This is a genomic window from Shewanella maritima (genome assembly GCF_004295345.1).
Taxonomy (GTDB): domain Bacteria; phylum Pseudomonadota; class Gammaproteobacteria; order Enterobacterales; family Shewanellaceae; genus Shewanella; species Shewanella maritima.
In genome coordinates this window covers 646,680-668,250 of sequence record NZ_CP036200.1, presented here as the reverse complement: position 1 = coordinate 668,250, position 21,571 = coordinate 646,680, and the positions used below count along the sequence as shown (strand labels likewise).

General features: G+C 44.2%; 20 protein-coding genes. 16 read left to right on the top strand and 4 right to left on the bottom strand.

Translation table 11 applies throughout. The features are described from left to right. The first annotated feature begins 3 nt into the window (after positions 1-3). From flgL to fliJ, 16 genes are all read left to right on the top strand, one after another. Entirely contained in the window at positions 4-1,203 is a 1,200-nt protein-coding gene (flgL, locus tag EXU30_RS02885; RefSeq protein ID WP_130597730.1) for a flagellar hook-associated protein FlgL, read from the top strand. Between the two features lie 78 nt (positions 1,204-1,281). Then, positions 1,282-2,103: a flagellin N-terminal helical domain-containing protein gene (locus EXU30_RS02880; RefSeq protein ID WP_130597729.1), complete on the top strand. Its 822-nt coding sequence runs from the start codon at positions 1,282-1,284 to the stop codon at positions 2,101-2,103. Positions 2,104-2,482: 379 nt separating this feature from the next. Beyond that, entirely contained in the window at positions 2,483-3,301 is an 819-nt protein-coding gene (locus tag EXU30_RS02875) for a flagellin N-terminal helical domain-containing protein (RefSeq protein ID WP_130597728.1), read from the top strand. Between the two features lie 123 nt (positions 3,302-3,424). Beyond that, positions 3,425-3,832 carry a flagellar protein FlaG gene (locus tag EXU30_RS02870; protein ID WP_130597727.1) on the top strand — a complete coding sequence of 136 codons (408 nt, stop codon included), beginning with the start codon at positions 3,425-3,427 and terminating at the stop codon, positions 3,830-3,832. 75 nt (positions 3,833-3,907) lie between these two features. Next, complete coding sequence (gene fliD / locus EXU30_RS02865) at positions 3,908-5,275, top strand: flagellar filament capping protein FliD (protein WP_130597726.1); 1,368 nt, start codon at positions 3,908-3,910, stop codon at positions 5,273-5,275. Positions 5,276-5,360: 85 nt separating this feature from the next. Then, positions 5,361-5,687: a hypothetical protein gene (locus EXU30_RS02860; RefSeq protein WP_130597725.1), complete on the top strand. Its 327-nt coding sequence runs from the start codon at positions 5,361-5,363 to the stop codon at positions 5,685-5,687. A 7-nt stretch (positions 5,688-5,694) separates the two neighbouring features. After that, positions 5,695-6,105 carry a flagellar export chaperone FliS gene (fliS, locus tag EXU30_RS02855; protein ID WP_130597724.1) on the top strand — a complete coding sequence of 137 codons (411 nt, stop codon included), beginning with the start codon at positions 5,695-5,697 and terminating at the stop codon, positions 6,103-6,105. Positions 6,106-6,513: 408 nt separating this feature from the next. Then, positions 6,514-7,944: a sigma-54 dependent transcriptional regulator gene (locus EXU30_RS02850; RefSeq protein WP_130597723.1), complete on the top strand. Its 1,431-nt coding sequence runs from the start codon at positions 6,514-6,516 to the stop codon at positions 7,942-7,944. 490 nt (positions 7,945-8,434) lie between these two features. Then, positions 8,435-9,457: a sensor histidine kinase gene (locus EXU30_RS02845; RefSeq protein ID WP_130603203.1), complete on the top strand. Its 1,023-nt coding sequence runs from the start codon at positions 8,435-8,437 to the stop codon at positions 9,455-9,457. Beyond that, the gene (locus EXU30_RS02840) at positions 9,450-10,799 is read left to right on the top strand and encodes a sigma-54-dependent transcriptional regulator (RefSeq protein ID WP_130597722.1); all 1,350 of its coding nucleotides are present in this window, start codon (positions 9,450-9,452) and stop codon (positions 10,797-10,799) included. The genes EXU30_RS02845 and EXU30_RS02840 overlap by 8 nt, the downstream gene beginning before the upstream one ends. A gap of 209 nt (positions 10,800-11,008) precedes the next feature. After that, on the top strand, positions 11,009-11,350 hold the full coding sequence (gene fliE, locus EXU30_RS02835; protein ID WP_130597721.1) for a flagellar hook-basal body complex protein FliE: 342 nt from the start codon (positions 11,009-11,011) through the stop codon (positions 11,348-11,350). 90 nt (positions 11,351-11,440) lie between these two features. Continuing rightward, on the top strand, positions 11,441-13,123 hold the full coding sequence (gene fliF, locus EXU30_RS02830) for a flagellar basal-body MS-ring/collar protein FliF (RefSeq protein WP_423213373.1): 1,683 nt from the start codon (positions 11,441-11,443) through the stop codon (positions 13,121-13,123). Continuing rightward, positions 13,113-14,162: a flagellar motor switch protein FliG gene (fliG, locus tag EXU30_RS02825; protein WP_130597719.1), complete on the top strand. Its 1,050-nt coding sequence runs from the start codon at positions 13,113-13,115 to the stop codon at positions 14,160-14,162. Before fliF ends, fliG begins: the two co-directional genes overlap by 11 nt. A 113-nt stretch (positions 14,163-14,275) precedes the next feature. Further along, positions 14,276-15,313, top strand: coding sequence for a flagellar assembly protein FliH (gene fliH / locus EXU30_RS02820; RefSeq protein ID WP_130597718.1), 1,038 nt, complete (start codon positions 14,276-14,278; stop codon positions 15,311-15,313). Then, positions 15,313-16,650, top strand: coding sequence for a flagellar protein export ATPase FliI (gene fliI, locus EXU30_RS02815; RefSeq protein WP_130597717.1), 1,338 nt, complete (start codon positions 15,313-15,315; stop codon positions 16,648-16,650). The genes fliH and fliI overlap by 1 nt, the downstream gene beginning before the upstream one ends. A gap of 10 nt (positions 16,651-16,660) precedes the next feature. Beyond that, positions 16,661-17,101 (top strand): flagellar export protein FliJ, encoded by a 441-nt coding sequence (gene fliJ, locus EXU30_RS02810; protein WP_130597716.1) that lies wholly within the window; start codon positions 16,661-16,663, stop codon positions 17,099-17,101. Positions 17,102-17,158: 57 nt separating this feature from the next. Here the strand turns inward: fliJ and EXU30_RS02805 are convergent, their stop codons facing one another. From EXU30_RS02805 to EXU30_RS02790, 4 genes are all read right to left on the bottom strand, one after another. Continuing rightward, positions 17,159-17,557, bottom strand: a complete 399-nt coding sequence (locus EXU30_RS02805) for a DUF3192 domain-containing protein (RefSeq protein WP_130597715.1) — start codon at positions 17,555-17,557, stop codon at positions 17,159-17,161. Positions 17,558-17,657: 100 nt separating this feature from the next. Further along, complete coding sequence (xni, locus tag EXU30_RS02800; protein WP_130597714.1) at positions 17,658-18,422, bottom strand: flap endonuclease Xni; 765 nt, start codon at positions 18,420-18,422, stop codon at positions 17,658-17,660. Further along, positions 18,422-19,777: a nucleotide 5'-monophosphate nucleosidase PpnN gene (gene ppnN / locus EXU30_RS02795; RefSeq protein ID WP_130597713.1), complete on the bottom strand. Its 1,356-nt coding sequence runs from the start codon at positions 19,775-19,777 to the stop codon at positions 18,422-18,424. Before ppnN ends, xni begins: the two co-directional genes overlap by 1 nt. Before the next feature lie 206 nt (positions 19,778-19,983). Then, a complete protein-coding gene (locus EXU30_RS02790; protein WP_130597712.1) occupies positions 19,984-21,540 on the bottom strand; it encodes a GGDEF domain-containing protein in 1,557 nt (518 codons plus the stop codon). Between the last annotated feature and the right edge of the window lie 31 nt (positions 21,541-21,571).

Below are 21,571 nucleotides of genomic sequence, written 5' to 3'. Positions count from 1 at the left end.
GCAATGCGTATTTCTACTGGACAAATGTTCCATCAAACCACAACAAGTATTCTCAATAGGCAGAGTGATACGAATAGAATTCTTGAGCAATTATCGACAGGAAAAAAGATCAATACTGCAGGTGACGATCCCGTCGCTGCGATCGGTATCGATAATTTGACGCAGCAAAATGCACTTGTTGATCAGTACGTTAAGAATATCGATTACGCCAAAAACCGATTGGGCGTGACAGAAGGTAAGCTCGGCAGTGCTGAAACTTTAATTGCTAGCATGCGTGAGCAATTGCAACGTGGTGCAAACGGCAGTTTATCGCAAACCGAGCGGCAAATGGTTGCCGAAGAAATGAGGCAAAGCCTTGATGAGCTGATGTCTATTGCTAATACCAAGGATGAGTCTGGTCGCTATTTGTTCGCTGGTACCGAAGTCAATCAATTGCCTTTCGCTTTTGATGCTAACGGGGAAATTATATACAGCGGTGATAGTGGAGTACGCGACAGTGTTGTAAGCAGTGGGATCACCATCGGCACAAATGTGCCGGGTGATACGGCGTTTATGAACGCACCTAATCCGCTTGGTGATTATGGCGTCAATTATTTGCCGTCACAACAAGGAGACTTTACCGTACAAAAAGCAAGTATTTTTGACGATAACGTCCATGTATCAGGCACTTACACCTTTGATTTCGTCGATAATGCCGGGGTGATTGACCTGCAGATCACTGATCCCAATGGTGCGACTACCACAGTGCCAAATTTTGATCCCACAAATCCTGTCACGATCAATGGTATGGAGGTAAAAGTAGAAGGGACACCAGCCGCTGGTGATTCATTTACCTTAGAACCACAAGAAACCGTTAGTATTTTAGATACGCTAAATCAAGCACTTGCGTATCTTGAAGATCCTGATGCTGTATCTACACCACAAAATAAATCAATCTTGGCACAACTATTGAATAATGTTGATAGTGGTCAAAATCAAGTCAGTACTGCTCGCGGTATTGCTGGTAACAGCTTGAAAAGCTTAGAAAGCATTTCAACTAACCATGCGGAAGAAAAGGTCGTTAACTCTAGTGCCTTATCTTTGCTTGAAGATTTGGACTATGCGGAAGCGATTACAGAATTCGAAAAACAACAATTGGCTTTAAATGCAGTATCGAGTGTGTTTGGTCAAGTCGGATCACTGTCTCTATTTAATTACATCTAGGTAGATGTAGATCGTTAAATTGTAAGATTTAGCCAAGCTCCAAGTCTTGGCAACAAAACTAGGAATGAGGAAAGATTTATGGCTATTACAGTTAACACCAACGTTACGTCAATGAAGGCGCAGAAAAACCTAAACCAATCAAGTAGCGCATTGGCGACTTCTATGGAACGTTTGTCGAGTGGTATGCGTATTAACAGCGCAAAAGACGATGCGGCAGGTCTAGCTATCTCTAACCGCCTTAACTCCCAGGTTCGCGGTCTTGAAGTGGGTATGCGTAACGCGAATGATGCGATTTCGATTGCGCAAATCGCCGAAGGCGCGATGCAAGAACAAACCAACATGTTGCAACGTATGCGTGACCTATCAATTCAGGCTGAAAACGGTGCAAACAGTGCGGATGACTTAACGTCTATCCAAGAAGAGATCACTCAGCTGGTAACAGAGATCACTGCGATCGGTAACTCAACAGCGTTTGGTAATACTAAGCTAATGACTGGTGACTTTTCTGGCGGTAAGCTATTCCAGGTTGGTCACCAAGAAGCTGAAGATGTCACTGTGACAGTAAACACCAACAACTCAACAACGCTGTCGGTTAATACTGTGAATATTACCACTTCAGCTGGCCGTAACTCTGCATTAGGTAAAATTGATGCGGCAATTAACAAGATTGATACCCAGCGCGCAGACTTGGGTGCGGTGCAAAACCGTTTATCGCACAACATTGCTAACAGCGCTAATACTCAAGCAAACGTTGCAGATGCGAAATCGCGTATTGTAGATGTGGACTTTGCCAAAGAAACATCTCAGATGACGAAGAATCAGGTGCTACAGCAAACGGGCTCGTCAATGCTTGCGCAAGCGAACCAGTTACCTCAGGTAGCATTGTCATTACTTGGCTAATATAAAGACTAGCCAGTTCTGACGGCGATAGGTGACTGTATTTGTTCTATTGCTGATGTGAGCCCTTTTGCTTATTGGTAGAAGGGCTTTTGTTTTGTGGAACTGACCTTTCCTTTGCCTTATTTTGCGAGGGATTTTGGTTAAAAATGAGGTGTTTTGATCATTTTTAGCACAAAAAATTGATTCTTAACCTATTGATTTATATGTGATGTTAACGATTGTGAGTGAAAAATAGTAATTTTTTTTAAAATTTTCCTAAAGCAAAATAATACCTGGCCGTTAAATATACTGTAACCAGTAAGAAATGCCTGACTTGCTCAGCTTAAACAGCAAACAGGCTTAAGTTTTAAGTCAGGTAATTTTATAGAGGAAAAACATCATGGCTATTACAGTAAACACTAACGTAACATCATTAAAAGCCCAGAAAAACTTGAACAGTTCTAACAGTGCATTAGCCACCTCTATGGAACGTCTATCTTCTGGTCTTCGTATTAACAGTGCTAAAGACGACGCTGCGGGTCTTGCGATTTCTAACCGTCTTAACTCACAGGTTAACGGTCTAGAAGTAGGTATGCGTAACGCGAACGACGCTATCTCGATTGCTCAAATTGCAGAAGGTGCGATGCAAGAGCAAACTAACATGCTTCAACGTATGCGTGACCTAGCGATTCAATCTGAAAACGGTGCAAACAGTGCTGACGACTTAACTGCGATTCAAGAAGAAATTACTCAGTTAGCTGCTGAAATCACTGCAATCGGTGATACCACTGCATTTGGTAACACTAAACTAATGACGGGTGATTTCTCTGCTGGTAAAACATTCCAGGTTGGTCACCAAAATGGTGAAGATGTAACTGTTAAGGTTAAAGATACCGATGCAACAACACTTTCTGTCAATGCGATTGTTGTTACTACATCTGCGGGTCGTAACTCAGCACTAGGTAAAATTGATGCTGCAATCAAAACCATTGATACTCAGCGTTCAGAGTTAGGTGCGATTCAGAACCGTTTATCTCACAACATTGCTAACAGTGCTAACACTCAAGCAAACGTTGCAGATGCTAAATCTCGTATCGTAGATGTGGACTTTGCGAAAGAAACTTCTGCAATGACTAAGAACCAAGTACTGCAACAAACAGGTTCTGCAATGTTAGCGCAAGCTAACCAGTTACCTCAGGTAGCACTATCACTACTATAATCTAGTTAGATAGTTCAATAAAAAGTTGTGATAGGGAGGTTCGTTTACGGATCTCCCTTCGTCGTTAAGCCGGTACTATGATTGACTAAAGCGCACGGCTATTGTGTTAAAGCGAGGTGATATATGGAGATCCAACAAAACACCGCGGCGAGTTTTATTACTCAGGCTGAATCAAATAAGGCTGAGTTAAATAAGCAGCCGCTATCTGCCGAGGATAAGGCGACGCCGACAGAGCTAACACGTACATCTAGCATTCAGGCTGTAAAGCAAGCTGAAAAAGCTAAAGAAGGCGAAGATAAGCAGCAAGAGCAAGAGGAATTAACCCAGGTAGCTGATGACCTAACTGAAATGGTGTCAATGATGCAAAAAGGGCTAAAATTCTCTGTAGATAAAGATTCTGGTGAACAAGTTATTAAGGTTCAAGATATTGAATCTGGTGATGTGATTCGTCAAATTCCAAGTGAAGAGGCGCTGCGCTTAGCTGAAAAGTTAAGTGAAGTGTCTGGCATTTTGATGAAAATTGAAGCCTAAGAACAAACTATTGTTCTTTGGCGCTTTTTTTGGCTTTACCCTTAAGGTATAACACCTGGGTAAAAGGAGTAATATATGTCTTTAACAGCAACAGGTATCGGGTCAGGTCTTGATATCACTTCGATTGTGAAAGTTCTTGTTGATGCAGAAAAAGTGCCAAAAGAAGCTATCTTTGATAACACCGAAGCGAATATTAAATCCAAAGTATCGGCAATTGGCACCCTAAAGAGTAAAATCTCAGCTTTCCAAGATGCCATGGAAAAGCTTAAAGATGGTAGCTCGGTTAACCAACGCACGGTATCGACTGGCGAAAGTATTTATGTAAGCGCTGAAGCAACAAGCTCCGCCAAAGCTGGTAGCTATGAAATTCAGGTCGAACAGCTTGCTAAATCCCACAAAGTTGGTGGTGCGTTTAAATCTGATGCTGCGCAAACAGTTGGTGCCGGTTCAATTGATTTAACTATAGGAAGCGAGAGCTTTTCAGTTGATATTGAAGCGACTGATGATCTAAATGCGATCGCCGCTAAAGTTAACGATGCGACAGATAACATAGGCGTAACTGCTACTGTGATTACCAGTGATGGTGGTAGTCGCATCGTATTTACGTCAGATACCGAAGGTACAGATAGTCAAATTTCTGTTAATGCAACAGATACTAGTGGTACTGGGTTATCTGATATGTTTAATGGTGCGAACCTGACTGAAGTTCAAGCTGCGCAAAACTCCATTGTGCATATCGATGGACAAAAACTCACGTCGCAAACCAATGAAGTCAGTAATGCGATATCTGGGGTGACGTTAGAGCTAACCAAAGCAGATTTGAATGAAACAACCACGCTAAAGATTGGGCTTGACGAAGAGGGCGTTAAAGAAAATATCCAGGGGTTTGTTGATGCCTATAACTCTCTAGTTGAATCAATAACAGATCTTTCAACGTACGACACCGAGAAAGAAGAAGCTGCTGCATTGCAAGGTGATTCGTTGTTGAGATCGCTAAGTTCTCAACTTCGTTCGATCGTGAGCGACCGTGTAGACGATGGTAATGGCAATACCACTGCACTTTATGATATTGGTGTTGAACTCGACCGTTACGGTAAGCTGAACATAGACTCAAGTAAACTTGATGAAACCATCAAGAATGATATGGATAGCCTAGAAAACCTTTTTGCCAAGGACACAGTTGGTCTGGCTGTTCAGTTTGATGAACTTGCTGAAAATTACGTAAAATCAGGTGGTCTGATTGATTCTCGTAACAATAGCTATACGGAAGAAACTAAGCGTTTAGCGGATCAGCGTGAAGCTTTTGAATTGAAAATGACCCAGCTAGAAGCAAGATTAACCAAGCAATTTAATGCGATGGATCTTGTTGTTGCTAGCCTCAATGCTGAGAGTGCGGGACTTTCAGCTAAGCTCGCCTCATTACCAGGTGTCGTCTCACAATAATTTTAAAAATGGGTAGTTAGAGACTTATCCAGAGCAAGTCGTTAACATAAGCTACCCACTAGAGTTATCACAGTAGGTAACTAAATTGCAGCAGTATAATGATATTGAGCAGCTCAATCATGAGATTGGGTTGCTCCTCGATGCGATAGACACCACGCCAGCAGAAGAAGAAAAATCTGATTTGTTGGTACAAACCTTGCTACACCTTATTGGTGAGCGTCAAACTTTCGTACAAGCTATTATCGAAAGTGAGGATGTGACGCAACAAGAGGTGCAGGCTCAACTTCAGTTAACTCAAGAGTTTGCCGCTAAAGCCAATAAAGCGCTAATTCATCGTCGTGACTTGCTGACTACGCGTCAGTCAAACAAGCGAAAAATTAACGTTTACAAAGACATAGATTTAAATAGGTAGGTGAAAGATGAGAGGTTCATTACAGTCTTATCGTAAAGTTTCCCTTGAAAGTGAGATTGCAGTTGCTTCCCCTCATAGGATCATTCAGATGATGTTCAGTGGGGCGTTAGAGCGTTTAGCGCAAGCTCGATTCGCTATTGAGCGCAATGATATTGAGAACAAAGGGATTTTCATTGGTAAGGCCATCGGGCTTATCAATGGACTAAATAACAGTTTAAACATGGACGAAGGCGGAGATATCCCCGTTAACCTAAGTCGATTGTATGATTTTATGTTGATAAAGCTCTCCGAAGCCAACATCAATAATGATGTGAACGCTATCGATGATGTGTCAGAGATCCTACGTACCATCAAGGAAGGTTGGGATGCTATCCCTACTGACGAGCATCATATGAGTAGTGCTGATAGCGCTAATTAAGCTTTAGTGAATAAAGACGCTTTCGGGCGTCTTTTTTTGTGCCTGTAATCTGACGGTCATACCATAAAGCGTTAAAAAAGCTGATAAAGTGAGCAAAATTGAACTAAAATCAACCGAGTGTTTGATTATATTTAGTCAGTGCTTGCTAATAGCTTCAGCTTAATACACTATTTGTATATTCGTACCGAATGCTAATACTTATGTGTAAGTGTCGGTGAATTGTGTAGTGAAAGTAGAAATATCTGCATAGCGAAATGACGGTTCGTTGAGCAGGCTAAATTACAGTATGTAAGTGGATTTTTATAGTAAAAGAAAGTCACATTATAGTGATTACTATTAAACACTTCAGCTTACTCTGGAGAGATGACTCAACGTAAACCTAGTACTTTTTAAAGCTTGGCTTTCTGAATGATGCAAATAGAACAAAAAATCTTAATTGTCGGAACCCCATCAGAACGCGTTTCCCGCTTGTGCTGTATTTTCGAGTTTTTGGGAGAACAGTGCGAAATTATAACTGCAGATGCGTTGGTTGAGCTGCTAGAAGCTGCTCGTTATCGAGCTCTTGTCATTGCAACTGATGAAGTTGTCCCTGAATCTATCAAAAACATTTCTTCTGTTGCGCCTTGGCAACCGATTTTGTTGCTCGGTGCAGCTGAGCTGAAACTTTCCAATATTTTGGGTATCGTTGAAGAGCCGCTAAGTTACCCTCAATTGACCGAGCTGCTGCACTTTTGTCAGGTGTTCGGCCAAGTCAAAAAAGAACAAGTTCCTACCAGTGGTAATCAAACCAAACTTTTCCGTAGCCTTGTCGGTCGCAGTAACGGTATTGCAAACGTACGCCACTTGATAAATCAAGTCGCAGGGTCAGATGCAACAGTATTGGTGTTAGGCCAGTCAGGAACCGGTAAAGAAGTTGTGGCGCGTAATATTCATTACATGTCAGAACGCCGTGATGGCCCATTTATTCCTGTTAACTGTGGTGCGATTCCTCCTGAGTTATTAGAAAGCGAGCTTTTTGGTCATGAAAAAGGGTCGTTTACAGGCGCTATTTCAGCTCGTAAAGGCCGCTTTGAATTGGCTGAGGGCGGTACCTTATTCCTTGACGAAATTGGTGATATGCCGCTGCAGATGCAGGTAAAGTTACTGCGCGTATTACAGGAACGTGTGTTTGAGCGTGTGGGCGGCAGCAAAACCATTAATACTAATGTTCGCGTTGTCGCTGCAACTCATCGTGATCTTGAATCCATGATTGAGGAAAACGAGTTTCGCGAGGATTTATACTATCGTCTCAATGTTTTCCCAATTGAAATGCCTGCATTGAGTGAGCGTAGTGAAGACATTCCACTGCTTTTGCAAGAGCTTGTTAGCCGCGTGTTTAATGAAGGTCGTGGTAAGGTTCGTTTTACTCAACGTGCTATTGAATCACTTAAAGAGCATACCTGGTCAGGCAATGTGCGCGAATTATCTAATTTGGTTGAGCGTTTAACTATTCTGTACCCTGGTGGTCTAGTTGATGTTAACGATTTGCCAAGGAAGTATCGCCATATTGACGTACCAGAGTACTCTGTTGAGGTCAGTGAAGAGCAACTTGAACGAGATGCATTGGCTTCAATCTTTAATGATGAAGAGCCTGTTGAGATCCCTGAGACTCGTTTCCCTACAGAGCTTCCTCCAGAAGGGGTGAATCTGAAAGATTTACTTGCAGAGTTAGAGATCGACATGATCCGTCAAGCGCTTGAGCAACAAGATAGTGTCGTTGCTAGGGCCGCAGAAATGCTTGGTATCCGCCGTACCACTCTAGTTGAGAAAATGCGAAAGTATGGCATGGGCAAAGACTAAGCCTAAATTGGTGCTTTAAATAAAAACCTGCAGCAGCAGGTTTTTTTGTACCTGAGCGCCGGCTTTTATCCTTGTCAAAGCTGAGCTAAATTAAGCTAACTGAACTAGGCTTAACAGCGCAAGTGCTGACTTCTATTAGCCTTCAGTAGTCATTCTTTAAGCTTTATTGCAAATTAAATTAATCGACACATCTGCTTTAATATGAGCTGAGGTTTGGCTTTGCCGCGAGTTTTTGATTTGAATATTGCTTAGTGTTTGCTCTGGCACTATTTCAGATCTCACTGGGGCTAATATGAATTAGCGTGTTAGCGAACATTAACCATTGGCATGATACGTGCAGAGTAACGTCAAACGTAAATCTTTTGACGGAGTTTCCATGTATTCAGCTCAAGCTATCACTGAATATCAATCGAACAATGATAAGCAGCCTCAGGCAGCGCTTAGGCAAGTGGATTGTCAATCAGTTGAAGCACCAAGCACGGATGCAAGTATGACTATTTCTACCTTAAAAGAGGCGGCGAATATGTCTAATCAAATGGCGCACATTCTTCAGGCTATGCCGTCTGGAGTGGTCATTATTGATGGTAATGGTGTAGTAACACTCGCTAACCCAGTTGCAACGGAATTGTTAGGTAGGCCATTGCAAGGGGCAAAGTGGTTTGATGTTATCAATCGTTCATTTGCGCCGCAAAAAGACGATGGTCATGAGGTATCGCTGAAAAATGGCCGTAGGGTTAAATTGGCGATTACCCCTCTGACTCCAGAGCCTGGCCAGTTGATAGTGTTAACAGACTTAACAGAAACTCGCTTACTCCAAAAGAATTTATCACACATGCAACGCCTATCTGCGCTAGGAAAAATGGTAGCATCATTGGCTCATCAGGTGCGCACGCCATTGTCTGCAGCGCTGCTGTATGCATCAAATCTTGGTAGTCCTAAACTAACAGAATCCGCCAAGCAGCGTTTTCAAACCAAACTTGTCGACCGATTAAATGAGCTCGAGCGCCAAGTAAATGACATGCTGCTAATGGCTAAAGGTCGCCAGGATGAACTAGCTGATACAGTGACGCTAGGTCAGCTGATTGAGCGTGTTATGGATAACTGTGAGCCGATTGCGCTTAAGCATAGTTGCGAACTAACCGTTGAAAATACCAGTGAGAGCCAGATACAAGCCAATGCTAGCGCCCTAAGCTCAGCATTTAACAATCTAATCATTAATGCGCTGGAAGCCGGTGCTAACTTAGTCAAAATTGTTGCGAGTGAAGATCAGCAGCAAGTGTTTATTGATGTGATTGACAATGGCAAGGGTCTCGACAGTGCCAACGCTAAGCAAATTTTAGAGCCTTTCTTCACCACAAAGTCACAAGGTACAGGCCTCGGCTTAGCCGTGGTGCAATCAGTAGTGCGTAATCATCAAGGTGATATTCAACTTAAAAGCAAACCGGGCGAGGGCTGTCATTTCCGACTAACCTTTAATAAGCAAAATGCTCGTCAAGGAGGACAAGATGCCTGAAGCGAAATTACTGTTAGTTGAAGATGATGCATCTTTACGTGAGGCATTACTTGATACCCTAATGCTCGCTCAATATGAGTGCGTTAATGTTGCTAGTGCTGAAGATGCGATTATGGCGCTAAAGCAAAATACCTTTGATATGGTGATAAGCGACGTACAAATGCCAGGTATTGGTGGTTTAGGTTTGCTGAATTATTTACAGCAACATCACCCTAAAACGCCTATGTTGTTGATGACCGCATTTGCCACCATTGACAGCGCGGTAGAAGCGATTAAGCAAGGTGCGGTAGATTACCTCGCCAAGCCTTTTGCACCTGAAGTATTACTGAATCAGGTGTCACGCTACTTACCCCTTAATGACAACTCTGGGCAACCGGTAGCGGCAGATGATAAATCTTTGGCATTGCTGAATTTAGCTAAACGTGTTGCTAGCTCAGATGCGTCAGTGATGATCATGGGGCCTAGTGGTTCGGGTAAAGAGGTGATGGCGCGTTATATTCACGACAACAGCCCACGCCATGAAGCGCCGTTTGTAGCTATTAACTGTGCGGCTATTCCTGAAAACATGCTAGAGGCGACGTTGTTTGGCTACGAGAAGGGCGCTTTTACCGGTGCTTATCAAGCCTGTCCTGGTAAATTCGAGCAAGCCCATGGCGGAACTTTACTGCTTGATGAAATCTCTGAGATGGAATTGGGTCTACAAGCAAAACTGCTCCGAGTTTTGCAAGAGCGGGAAGTAGAGCGTTTAGGCGGACGTAAGACCATCAAGCTTGATGTGCGCGTACTGGCAACTTCAAACCGAGACTTGAAAGCCATGGCAACTTCAGGTGAGTTTAGGGAAGATTTGTACTACCGCATCAATGTATTTCCTCTGACTTGGCCAGCGTTAAACCAGCGCCCCGCGGATATTATTCCACTTGCTAATCACTTACTGGCTAAACATGCTGAGCGCTTGGCAATCACACCTGTGCCAACACTTGATGAAGCCGCCACGCGGCGGTTACTGACTCATCGCTGGCCGGGGAATGTGCGAGAGCTAGATAACGTGGTGCAGCGCGCCTTGATTTTACGAGTCGGTGATGAAATCAGTGCTAACGACATTATTCTCGATAGCGCTGACGTGCCAGCTGCGGTTGAACCCGCAGCAGAAGTGACTAGTGCGCCACAAGTGGAAGCGCTAGGTAGTGAGCTTAAAGCGCAAGAGCACGTGATTATTCTTGAGACCTTGAATCAGTGCAATGGTAGCCGTAAACAAGTTGCTGAAAAGCTTGGGATCAGTGCCAGAACACTAAGGTACAAGATGGCAAAAATGCGCGATATGGGTATTCAGATCCCTGCCTAAGTGCATATGAATAAGTGTAGCCTGTATGCTGTTATCAGCAGCAGGCTATTCTCTTTGTGTAGCTAAACCTCACAAGAAACAGCAACACTTGCTGAATTAATCAACAATCACTTCCCTAAAAAGTTCAACAGTTATTCTGTTGGCATCCTAATTGCTTTAACTCTATATAGATTGAGAATGCCGTCAATTAATCGACGAAGGAGTTAAACATGCAGATCAGCAACAACCCACTACTACAAGAAATGCAATCACTACGTGGTGAAATTGCTCCTTCAATTGACACCAACATTCGTCCTGGATTAACTCAGCAGGTAAACAACACATCGGGAGCTGATTTTGGTCAGCTGTTGTCAGATGCAGTTGGCAATGTAAGTGGGCTGCAAAAGAACTCGGCAAACTTGGCAACGCGCCTTGATATGGGTGATACAACTGTGACGTTATCAGACACGGTAATTGCGCGTGAGAAAGCCGGTGTAGCTTTTGAAGCAACCGTGCAGGTTCGCAACAAGTTAGTAGAAGCATATAAAGAAATTATGAGCATGCCAGTATAGCCACATTTAGTGACTTTCTTAGTTGGTGTTGGCAGACAGTGATTGACAGTTATTTAGATTAAATAGGTAATTATCGTGAGCACAGATGTGATGGTTGGAACGGATACCACAGTAGATACAGGTATCCAACAAGAGAACAAACCAGGCTTACTTAGCAGCCTGGGTGGCGTAGATATGATGCGCCAGGTGATCATGATCCTGGGCCTTGCTATCTGCTTAGCTGTTGCTGTGATTATTATGATCTGGGCGCAAGAGCCAGAGTATCGCCCGTTAGGTAAGATGGAAACGGATCAAATGATCCAGGTACTTGATGTGCTGGATAAGAACCAAATCCCATACAAAATCAATGTTGATGTGTTAAGCATTCCTGAGAATAAATACCAGGACGTAAAATTGCTGCTTAGCCGCGCCGGAGTTGATAGTGCAGCGCCCGCTGATGATTACCTAAGTAAAGACAGCGGATTTGGCGTGAGTCAGCGCATGGAGCAAGCGCGCCTCAAGCACAGTCAGGAGCTTAATCTTGCTCGCGCTATTGAAGAGTTAAACAGCATCAGCCGCGCCAAAGTTATTTTGGCCTTACCTAAAGAAAACGTATTTGCCCGCAATGCATCTAAACCTAGTGCAACGGTAGTTGTGAACGTACGCCGCGGCGGGTTAGGTCAGGAGGAAGTCGATAGTGTCGTTGATATTGTGGCTTCTGCCGTGCAAGGGTTAGAGCCATCACGTGTTACCGTTACTGATTCAAATGGCCGCTTACTTAATTCAGGTAGTCAAGAAGGTACATCAGCTCGTGCCCGCCGAGAACTAGAGCTAGTCCAACAAAAAGAAGCAGAATACCGTAAGAAGATTGACTCAATCTTGATGCCAATCCTTGGTCCGGAGAACTTTACCTCTCAAGTTGACGTGAATATGGATTTTACGGCGGTTGAGCAAACTGCAAAGCGTTTTTCTCCTGACTTACCTGCTGTTCGTAGTGAAATGACTGTGGAGCGTAACTCAACCTCTGGCGGTGTAGGCGGTATTCCTGGCGCACTAACCAATCAACCGCCAATGGAGTCAAATATTCCTGAAGAAGCGGGTGCCGGTACAGAAACCAATCGTCAGCAAGGTGACTCATTTAGAGAAGCGACCCGTAATTTTGAGTTAGATACCACTATTAGCCATACCCGTCAGCAAATCGGCACAGTACGTAGAGTAAGTGTGTCAGTGGCTGTAGACTTTAAGTCTGGCGCGCCAGGTGAGGATGGCCAGGTCACTCGCGTACCACGTACAGAGCAGGAATTAACTAACATCCGCCGTTTGCTTGAAGGTGCAGTTGGCTTTAGTAGTCAACGTGGTGACGTGTTAGAAGTGGTGACTGTGCCATTTATGGATCAATTACTAGTTGAACTGCCAGAGCCTGAAATGTGGGAACAGCCATGGTTCTGGCGCGCAGTGAAGTTTGGCCTTGGTTTTGTTGGTATGCTGCTGTTAGCCTTCTTAGTGGTTCGCCCTATGATGAGCAAATTATTAAACCCTGAGGGCCCAGATTTACCAGAAGAAACCCGTTTAGGTAATGAGCTTGCTGAAATTGAAGATCAATACGCAGCTGATACCTTAGGTATGTTAAATACCAAAGAAGCGGAATACAGCTATGCGGACGATGGCTCAATTCAAATCCCTAATCTGCATAAAGATGATGATATGATTAAAGCTATTCGCGCCCTTGTTGCGAATGAGCCTGAACTGTCCACCCAAGTAGTGAAGAATTGGTTACAAGACGATGAGCAATGATAACGAACAAGACGTAGAAAAAGCAGTTGCGTCGTTTGACCCAGATTCCGTTACCGGTATTGAAAAAACCGCCATTTTGTTGCTGAGTTTAAGCGAAGCAGATGCGGCATCGATATTAAAACACCTTGAGCCTAAACAGGTACAAAAGGTCGGTATGGCGATGGCGGCGATGGAAGAGTTTGGTCAAGAAAAGGTGATTGGCGTTCATAAGTTGTTTTTAGACGACATTCAAAAGTTCTCGTCGATTGGTTTTAACAGCGAAGAGTTTGTCCGTAAAGCCTTAACTGCCGCGCTTGGTGAAGATAAAGCAGGCAACCTGATTGAACAAATCATCATGGGCAGCGGCGCGAAAGGCTTAGACTCGCTCAAGTGGATGGACGCACGCCAAGTTGCCACCATTATTCAAAATGAGCATCCACAAATTCAGACTATTGTGTTGTCATACCTAGAGCCCGATCAGGCCGCCGAGATTTTCAGCCAGTTCCCTGAAAATACCCGTTTAGATTTGATGATGCGTATTGCTAACCTTGAAGAAGTTCAGCCTGCGGCACTGCAAGAGCTTAACGACATCATGGAGAAACAATTTGCTGGTCAAGGTGGTGCACAAGCGGCGAAGATGGGCGGCTTGAAAGCAGCTGCAAATATTATGAATTTCCTTGATACTGGCGTTGAAAGTCAGATTATGGAAACCATGCGTGAGTCTGATGAAGAAATGGCTCAGCAAATTCAAGATCTTATGTTCGTATTTGATAACCTTATTGATGTGGACGATCGTGGTATTCAGGCATTGCTACGTGAAGTGCAACAAGATGTATTGATGAAGGCACTTAAAGGTGCTGATGAAGCCCTTAAAGAGAAAATTTTGGGTAATATGTCTAAACGTGCCGCAGAGTTGTTAAGTGATGACCTTGAGGCTATGGGTCCAATTCGTATTAGTGAAGTGGAAGTGGCACAAAAAGAAATCTTGTCGATTGCGCGTCGCTTGAGTGACAGCGGTGAAATCATGCTTGGCGGCGGTGGCGGTGAAGAGTTCTTGTAGGCTTACTATATTCATCATTGCCACTAAAGTTTGTCATCACTAAACATGCGCCTGACGAATAATGTATAGAACAAAGCGCAAAACGCATAAGAGTTAACATCAAAGGTGTCACTATGACCAAAGACCAAGAGTTTAGTCACTGGCAGCTTCCAGATGTCACTGAAGAGCCTGATACCAGTATTTCCAACCTATTTGGTAGAGTTGCAGCTCAGCCACACAAGCCTGAAGTGAGCGAAGAAGAAAGCGTCGAGCCTTTGACGCTTGCTCAGCTAGAAGAGATGAGCCTAGCCGCGGAAAAGGAAGGCTTTGAAGCGGGCAAGCAAGAGGGGTATCAGCAAGGCCTTGAGAATGGTCGTCTAGAAGGACTAGAGCAAGGCCACAAAGAAGGCTTTGAACAAGGCGAACAACAAGGTTTTGAAGCAGGTCAAGCGCGCGCTCAGCAAGTGCTTGAGAAATTGTCTCAACTGGTAGCGCAAATCGAAAAGCCACTGCAGATTGTTGATGCAGAAGTAGAGAACGAATTACTCTCTGTAGCCATGGCGCTTGCCAAAGCGGTGGTATGCCATGAAATTCAAACTAAACCTGAGCACATTTTATCGGTTATGCGCCAAGGTATTGCTGCGCTGCCAATCAAAGACCAAGCTGTCACCATTAAGGTCAATATGGCAAACGCTGAGTTAATTAGTGAAAGCTATAGCGAACAGCAACTTACGAAAAATAGCTGGCAAATTGATATTGACCCCGCGTTAGGTGAGAGTGATTGCATCATTGAAAGTCAGCGTTCAAGCGTAGATTTATCGCTAGAGCAGCGAGTGAATCAAGTATTTTCTGAAATGCAATCAAACTTGAGCCAGCAGCACCATCAATTGCACGAATACAAAGCTGAATCGAATTATCAAACTGTTGCTAAGCCTTCTTCTGAGCCTCCAATTCAACCGTCATCTGAACAGGCTCCTCAAGCTCAGTCTCCTGACTATGCTGAAATAGAAGATGTAGCCGCAGAAGGTGCTGACACTCAAGATGTTGAAGCCCACAATGGTCAAGGTGACGTTGGCGATGAAAGCACTGAAGCTGATGGCGCAGTGCCACAAGCAGTTAATCTGCAAGCAGAGCCTGATGTCGATTCAGACAGTATTAAAGAGGCTGACTAATGGCAACGCGTGAGCATCAGCTACTCAATAAGATAAAAACGTTTGGACAAAAGGTGCCTCCATTGCGCCCAGTAGCTAGCGGCCAGTTAGTGCGTGTTGTGGGACTAACCTTAGAGGCCACAGGTTGTCGAGCACCAGTAGGTAGCCTTTGTAGCATTGAAACCGTTGCAGGTGAACTCGTTGCCGAGGTAATTGGTTTTGATGACAAACTGCTGTATTTAATGCCAGTTGAAGAGCTTAGAGGTGTTTTGCCTGGTGCACGGGTACAGCCTTTGGGCGAGCAGTCAGGTCTCAATGTCGGCTTATCATTACTAGGCCGCGTACTCGATGGCGGCGGTGAGCCGCTCGATGGCTTAGGGCCGCTAAATACCGACCAAAAAGCGTCGCGTCATGCACCATCCATTAACCCACTTTCAAGACGAGCAATTAGTGAACCATTAGATGTTGGCGTGAGAGCAATTAATGCCATGCTGACCGTGGGAAAAGGCCAGCGTATGGGGCTGTTTGCTGGCTCAGGTGTGGGTAAATCTGTACTACTTGGCATGATGACCCGCGGCACAACAGCAGACATTATTGTCGTAGGGCTGGTGGGTGAACGTGGCCGAGAAGTGAAAGAGTTTATTGAGGAGATTTTAGGTGAGCAGGGCAGAGCGCGCTCTGTGGTGGTGGCTGCGCCTGCTGATACTTCGCCACTGATGCGTCTGCGCGCCTGTGAAACGTCTACCCGCATTGCTGAGTATTTTCGTGACCTTGGCTATAACGTATTGCTGCTAATGGATAGTTTAACTCGTTATGCTCAGGCGCAGCGTGAGGTTGCGTTAGCCGTGGGTGAGCCGCCGGCGACCAAAGGTTATCCACCATCGGTTTTTGCTAAATTGCCAAGACTGGTTGAGCGCGCCGGTAATGGCGGTCCAGGTCAGGGGTCGATTACTGCGTTTTATACCGTGCTGACTGAGGGCGACGATCAACAAGACCCGATTGCCGATGCTTCAAGAGCGATTCTAGATGGTCACGTGGTGCTCTCAAGGCAGCTCGCTGATTCTGGCCATTACCCTGCTATTGACATTGAAGCATCCATTAGCCGTGTTGCGCCTATGGTGATCACCGACGAGCATTTAGACTCAATGCGCAAAGTGAAGCAAATGTACTCCCTGTATCAGCAAAATAAAGATCTGATCTCCATTGGTGCCTACTCACAAGGTAGTGACCCACGTATAGATAACGCCATTAGGCTACAGCCAGCGATGAATGCGTTTTTGCAGCAAAGCTTCAAAGATGCGATTAGTTTTGACGATAGTCACTTGATGATGTCGCAAATCGCGGGTCAGTGTCAGTAAGAGGTAGCTAATGGCTAAACCTGACCCATTAAAAACCGTATTAAAAATTGCCGCTGATGAAGAAGAGGTAGCCTCGTTGCAGCTAAAGTCGGCACGCCTTGAGCTGCAGAAAGGGCAAAACCAGCTCACTGCGCTTAACGACTATCGTTTAGATTACATGAAGCAAATTGGTGCTCAGCAGGGACAATCACTCAGTGCCAGTCAATATCATCAGTTTCATCGTTTTATTAAACAAATCGATGATGCCATTGCTCAGCAAGTCAGCGCAGTAAAAGAGTCTGAAAAGCAGGTTGGTTATCGCCAAGAAAATTGGCAACAGAAGCAGCAAAAGCGTAAAGCGGTCGAAATGCTCATTGAGAAGAAGCGCCTCGCCGCACAAGCTGCTGAAGCCAAGCGAGAGCAAAAAGCTTCAGACGAGTTTGCTATTCAGCAGTTTTTCCGAAACCGCTAATATCTTCAGTAAATGGAAGTTGCTTGATGCAAGCGCATCAAGCAGATGGTTTGAATGCTAGTTGTTTAAACCAAGTAGTACAGGCAACTCCATATACTGGGCGATAGTGTCCTGTCCCCAAGCGATAAGCTGGCTGTCTTTAAATAGCAGTGGAGTACACTCATCTTTGGTGGTCTTACTGTCAGACTTTTGATGGTGGGTGCGGTAATACATCAATTTAAAGTTACCATCATCGCTTTGTTTCGCTTCAACAAAGTCTGCACTGCCAAGCAGCTGATTGACCTGTTTGATGGTGTAGCCGAACTCTAAATCACTCATTTGGCGGGCATTATGCTCTTGCCTGTCTTCCCAAGGCCTATCATCAGGGCTAGGTTCATAAACAGTCATAGTGACGCCAACAAACACTAAATAGGCGATAAATACACCACCAATGACCACAGGGGCTTTATTAATCACAACGGTTCCATCCAGTTCTAATACCAATTGGTATTACTATCAAAAATTATCCTTGCTAACGCTACCTAAGTAACAACTTTGTTACAAGTCATCGAAAGAGTTATTTACTGGTTTGGGAGAGTCTAAATTGTTTCAAATTAATATTTAGCGGAATGTTTGTCTGTAATTGCCCAAGCTTGTAGCTGAGTCTTGCCATATCTTTGCCGTCTGCAAGTTTTTTAGCCTGCTTGGCACCGAGGTTATCCAGCGAGCGATACAGATTGGCAAGATTACGAAACTTAGATAATAAATCTGCGGCAGATTTTGGGCCGATACCATTAATGCCGGGGATTTTATTGCCGCTATCGCCAGCAAGCGCTATAAAGTCCAGCAGTTGGTGTTGCTGCACGCCAAGCTTTTGCTCATAGGCAAGCAAGTCAAACTCAGCCTTTTTAAAGTAGTCCCATAACAATAGGTTGTTTTGCGGCAGCTGACTAAATCCTTTATCGGTCGAGACAATCACAACCTTGCCTTTCTCAGCGACTTTTAAAGCCAGTGTTGCAATGACATCGTCAGCTTCTGACGCTGCATCTAATGAATGGATATGCTGCTCAGCGAGCGATGCTTTAATACCTTCAAGCCCGTTAGCGAGAGCCTCAGGCATTGGCTTACGGCCTTTTTTATAGTCAGCGTATAGCTTTTTGCGCCAAGACTCTGCATCACCGTCCCAAACCACAATGACATGGCTAGGGGAGTGAGTGCCTATCAAGCTATGACAGGCACTTAGCGTTTTATTGGTAACGGTAGTGATGTCATTTTCATCTGGTAGGGCTGCATGAATGCGCCTAACTAGGTTGAGTCCGTCAATGATCAGCAGATTATTCATTATTTTATTATTGTATAGCAGGGCGTGTAGTCGCTGCCTGGTAGCTTCATTCTTTGTTGGTCAACAAAGGCTTGCAGCAGCTTGTCGAGCAAAGCCATTAACTTAGGGTCGCCTTTAATAGCAAATGGACCGTGCTGCTCAATTAACGCCATGGTCTCAGTTTTTACGTTACCAGCGACAATACCTGAAAATGCCTTTCGCAGATGCGCGGCAAGCTCGGCACTATTGCGCTGAAAGTTAAGGTCTAAATTTGCCATAACTTCATGGGTTGGATCAAAAGGTAATTGAAATTCAGGCTCAATTTTTAGTGACCATTGGTATTGATAAGCATCACCAGTTTTCAGGCGGTATTGTTTTACCTCACTCATGCCTTGTTTCATGATTTGTCCGACTTTGACTGGGTCGTCAATCACGATTTGATACTTGTTTTGCGCATGCTTGCCAAGGGTTGCGCCAACAAACTCATCAATTTGATGAAAGTAGTCGGCGCTGGACTCAGGCCCGGTCAGCACAATGGGGAAAGGAATCGACTGATTGTGATGGTTTAGCAAAATACCCAAAAGATACAGCAGCTCTTCAGCCGTGCCCGCACCGCCTGGAAAGATAACAATGCCGTGGCCAATACGAACAAAGGCTTCAAGGCGCTTTTCTATATCGGGCAAAATAACCAATTCATTAACGATTTGGTTTGGTGGCTCTGCGGCAATAATGCTTGGTTCTGTTAGGCCGATATAACGGGCATTTTTAACCCTTTGTTTAGCATGACCAATGGTTGCACCTTTCATTGGCCCTTTCATTGCGCCTGGGCCACAGCCAGTACAAATATCTAGCTCACGTAGCCCTAATTGATAACCCACTTCTTTGGTGTATTTGTACTCGTTATCTTTAATGCTGTGACCGCCCCAACACACCACAACATTAGGGTCTTTCATTGGTGAGATAGCCTGGGCGTTACGCAAGATATCAAACACCACATTGGTGATATGAGTCGCATTGGAGAAGTTAATGTGTTTGAGGTTGTCATATTTGTTGCTGAGGTAAATCAAATCTCGAAGCACGGCAAATAAATGCTCCTGAATACCTGCGATAATTTCACCATCAACAAATGCTTGCTCAGGTGGATTTGTCAGCTCAATTTGCACGCCGCGCTCACGCTGCAACACTGCGATATCAAACGAGGCGTACTCACTGAACAGATCTTCTGAGCTATCGCTAATTAGCCCTGAGGCGAGTACGGCTAATGAGCAGTTACGATACAGTTGATAAAGCTCACTTTTTACGCCTTGCTGCAGGCGGTTTACTTCAAGTTGCGACAGCTGATCTAAGCTACCACGGGGACTAATTTTAACAATCATAACAACTCCCTGTTGCGATATAGGGTTAGGTTAGTGAGATCAGTAGATAGGCCAACTAGAGATAGGATCGGGCATGACCTCAGCTAACGATATAGGCTAAAAAGTCAGGCAAATTCGAATACGTTTGCCTGACAGTTTTCAACCTAGCGGTACGAGTAAATAGTGTGAGGGTTTGTACGTTAAACACTTGTACGTTAAATCAAGGCTTAAAGGTCAATCACCACTCGGTCACGGCCATTGTTTTTCGCTTTGTAAAGCGCTGAATCTGCACGTTCAAATGCTTCTTCAACGGTTTCATTTTCCATTACTTGAGCCGCGCCGATAGAAAGCGTAACTGTAATACGCTGATTTTTAAACTTAAATGGGATATTTTTAATCTTCTCACGCACCCGGTTTAGCAGCTGCGAAATATGCTCTTCGTTGACATCAGGCAGCAAGAGTACGAACTCTTCACCACCATAGCGGGCGACGAACTCACTCTCACGCAATGAGTTTTTCAGCGCCATAGCAATGACTTGCAGAGTTTTATCGCCCGTGGTGTGACCAAAATTATCGTTTACAGACTTGAAGTGGTCGATGTCGGTAATCGCGATCCACAGCGGAGTTTTAAAGCGGATATGGTTACGATACTCTTGATCCATTCTATCTTCTAATGCTGTGCGGTTAGCAAGCTGAGTTAACGGGTCAAGTAGATTCAGTTTTTGATGCTCGAACAACTGCTCTTTGTAGCTATTGGCTTCTTGAGTGATGTTATTTAACTCTTTGCGCATCGACTCAATCGACTTTTTCAAAATCGCTTGCTCGCGCTGCTCAAGTGCTTCTTTACGCGATAGTGCATCTTTTAATGAGCTAAGTTGCGATGTGAGCTGCTGCTTAAGGTCGGTAACATCATCTACATCTACAATAATGCCGTCGGCATTACTCACCCTAAGGTTAATCTCTTTATTTAACTGCTGCTTTAATTGGTGGCTACGCTGGTTATTATTGTGCGAGCTGTTAACAACGTCACGTACCACAGTTAATGCATCATTTAGCGCATATAGGAAGTCTTGAGATGCAGACTTTTCGCGGGCGATATTATCAAGTAGCAGCCCTAAAATGGTTTGGTATGACTCAAGCAGCACATCAAGGGTAATTTCACCTTGCAGCACTTCTTTCATTACCAAAATTTGGTCGCGCTGGTCTTTTCTAAATTCAATTTCAGAAATCTTAACTGCGAGCTCACGTGCAAGTTGAATATGCTGCGGTAAAATTTCGTAGTCATCAGCGTTTGCTAGGGTGTCGCCAAGGATCTGTTCATAAAAGCCAATAATGGTTTCAACTTTTGGAATGTAATCCCAAACTGTGTGAAAAGGCTTGTTGAGATCTTGCTTAAAGTAATTAATCTCTTTTTTGACTTTGTCAGGCGTTGAGTTGATACGCTGGATCTGGCGAATGATTTTTGACAAACCAACACGGCTATCTTCGAGCTGCGTCATGGTTTGGCTATATTGGCTTTTTAGTAAGCGTTCAATATCAATGAGCTCGGGCAGGGCTTCTTCAAATAAATCAATATTCTGCAGGTTATGACGTAACTTAGCTAACTTGTTGTCTAGCTCTAGGTTTTGCCCCTTGCAAGCTAAACTTAAGTGACCGATAAACTGAATGAGCGTTTTAAACTTATCGTTACGATCATTGCTTATCTCATCTAACGCTGTCTTTGCGGCATTTAATTTCTGCTTTAGCAAAGATATTTGTGAAACAGCGATGTTGGAATCTTTCATTTATAGCCTTTTACTGCACTAATATTACGCT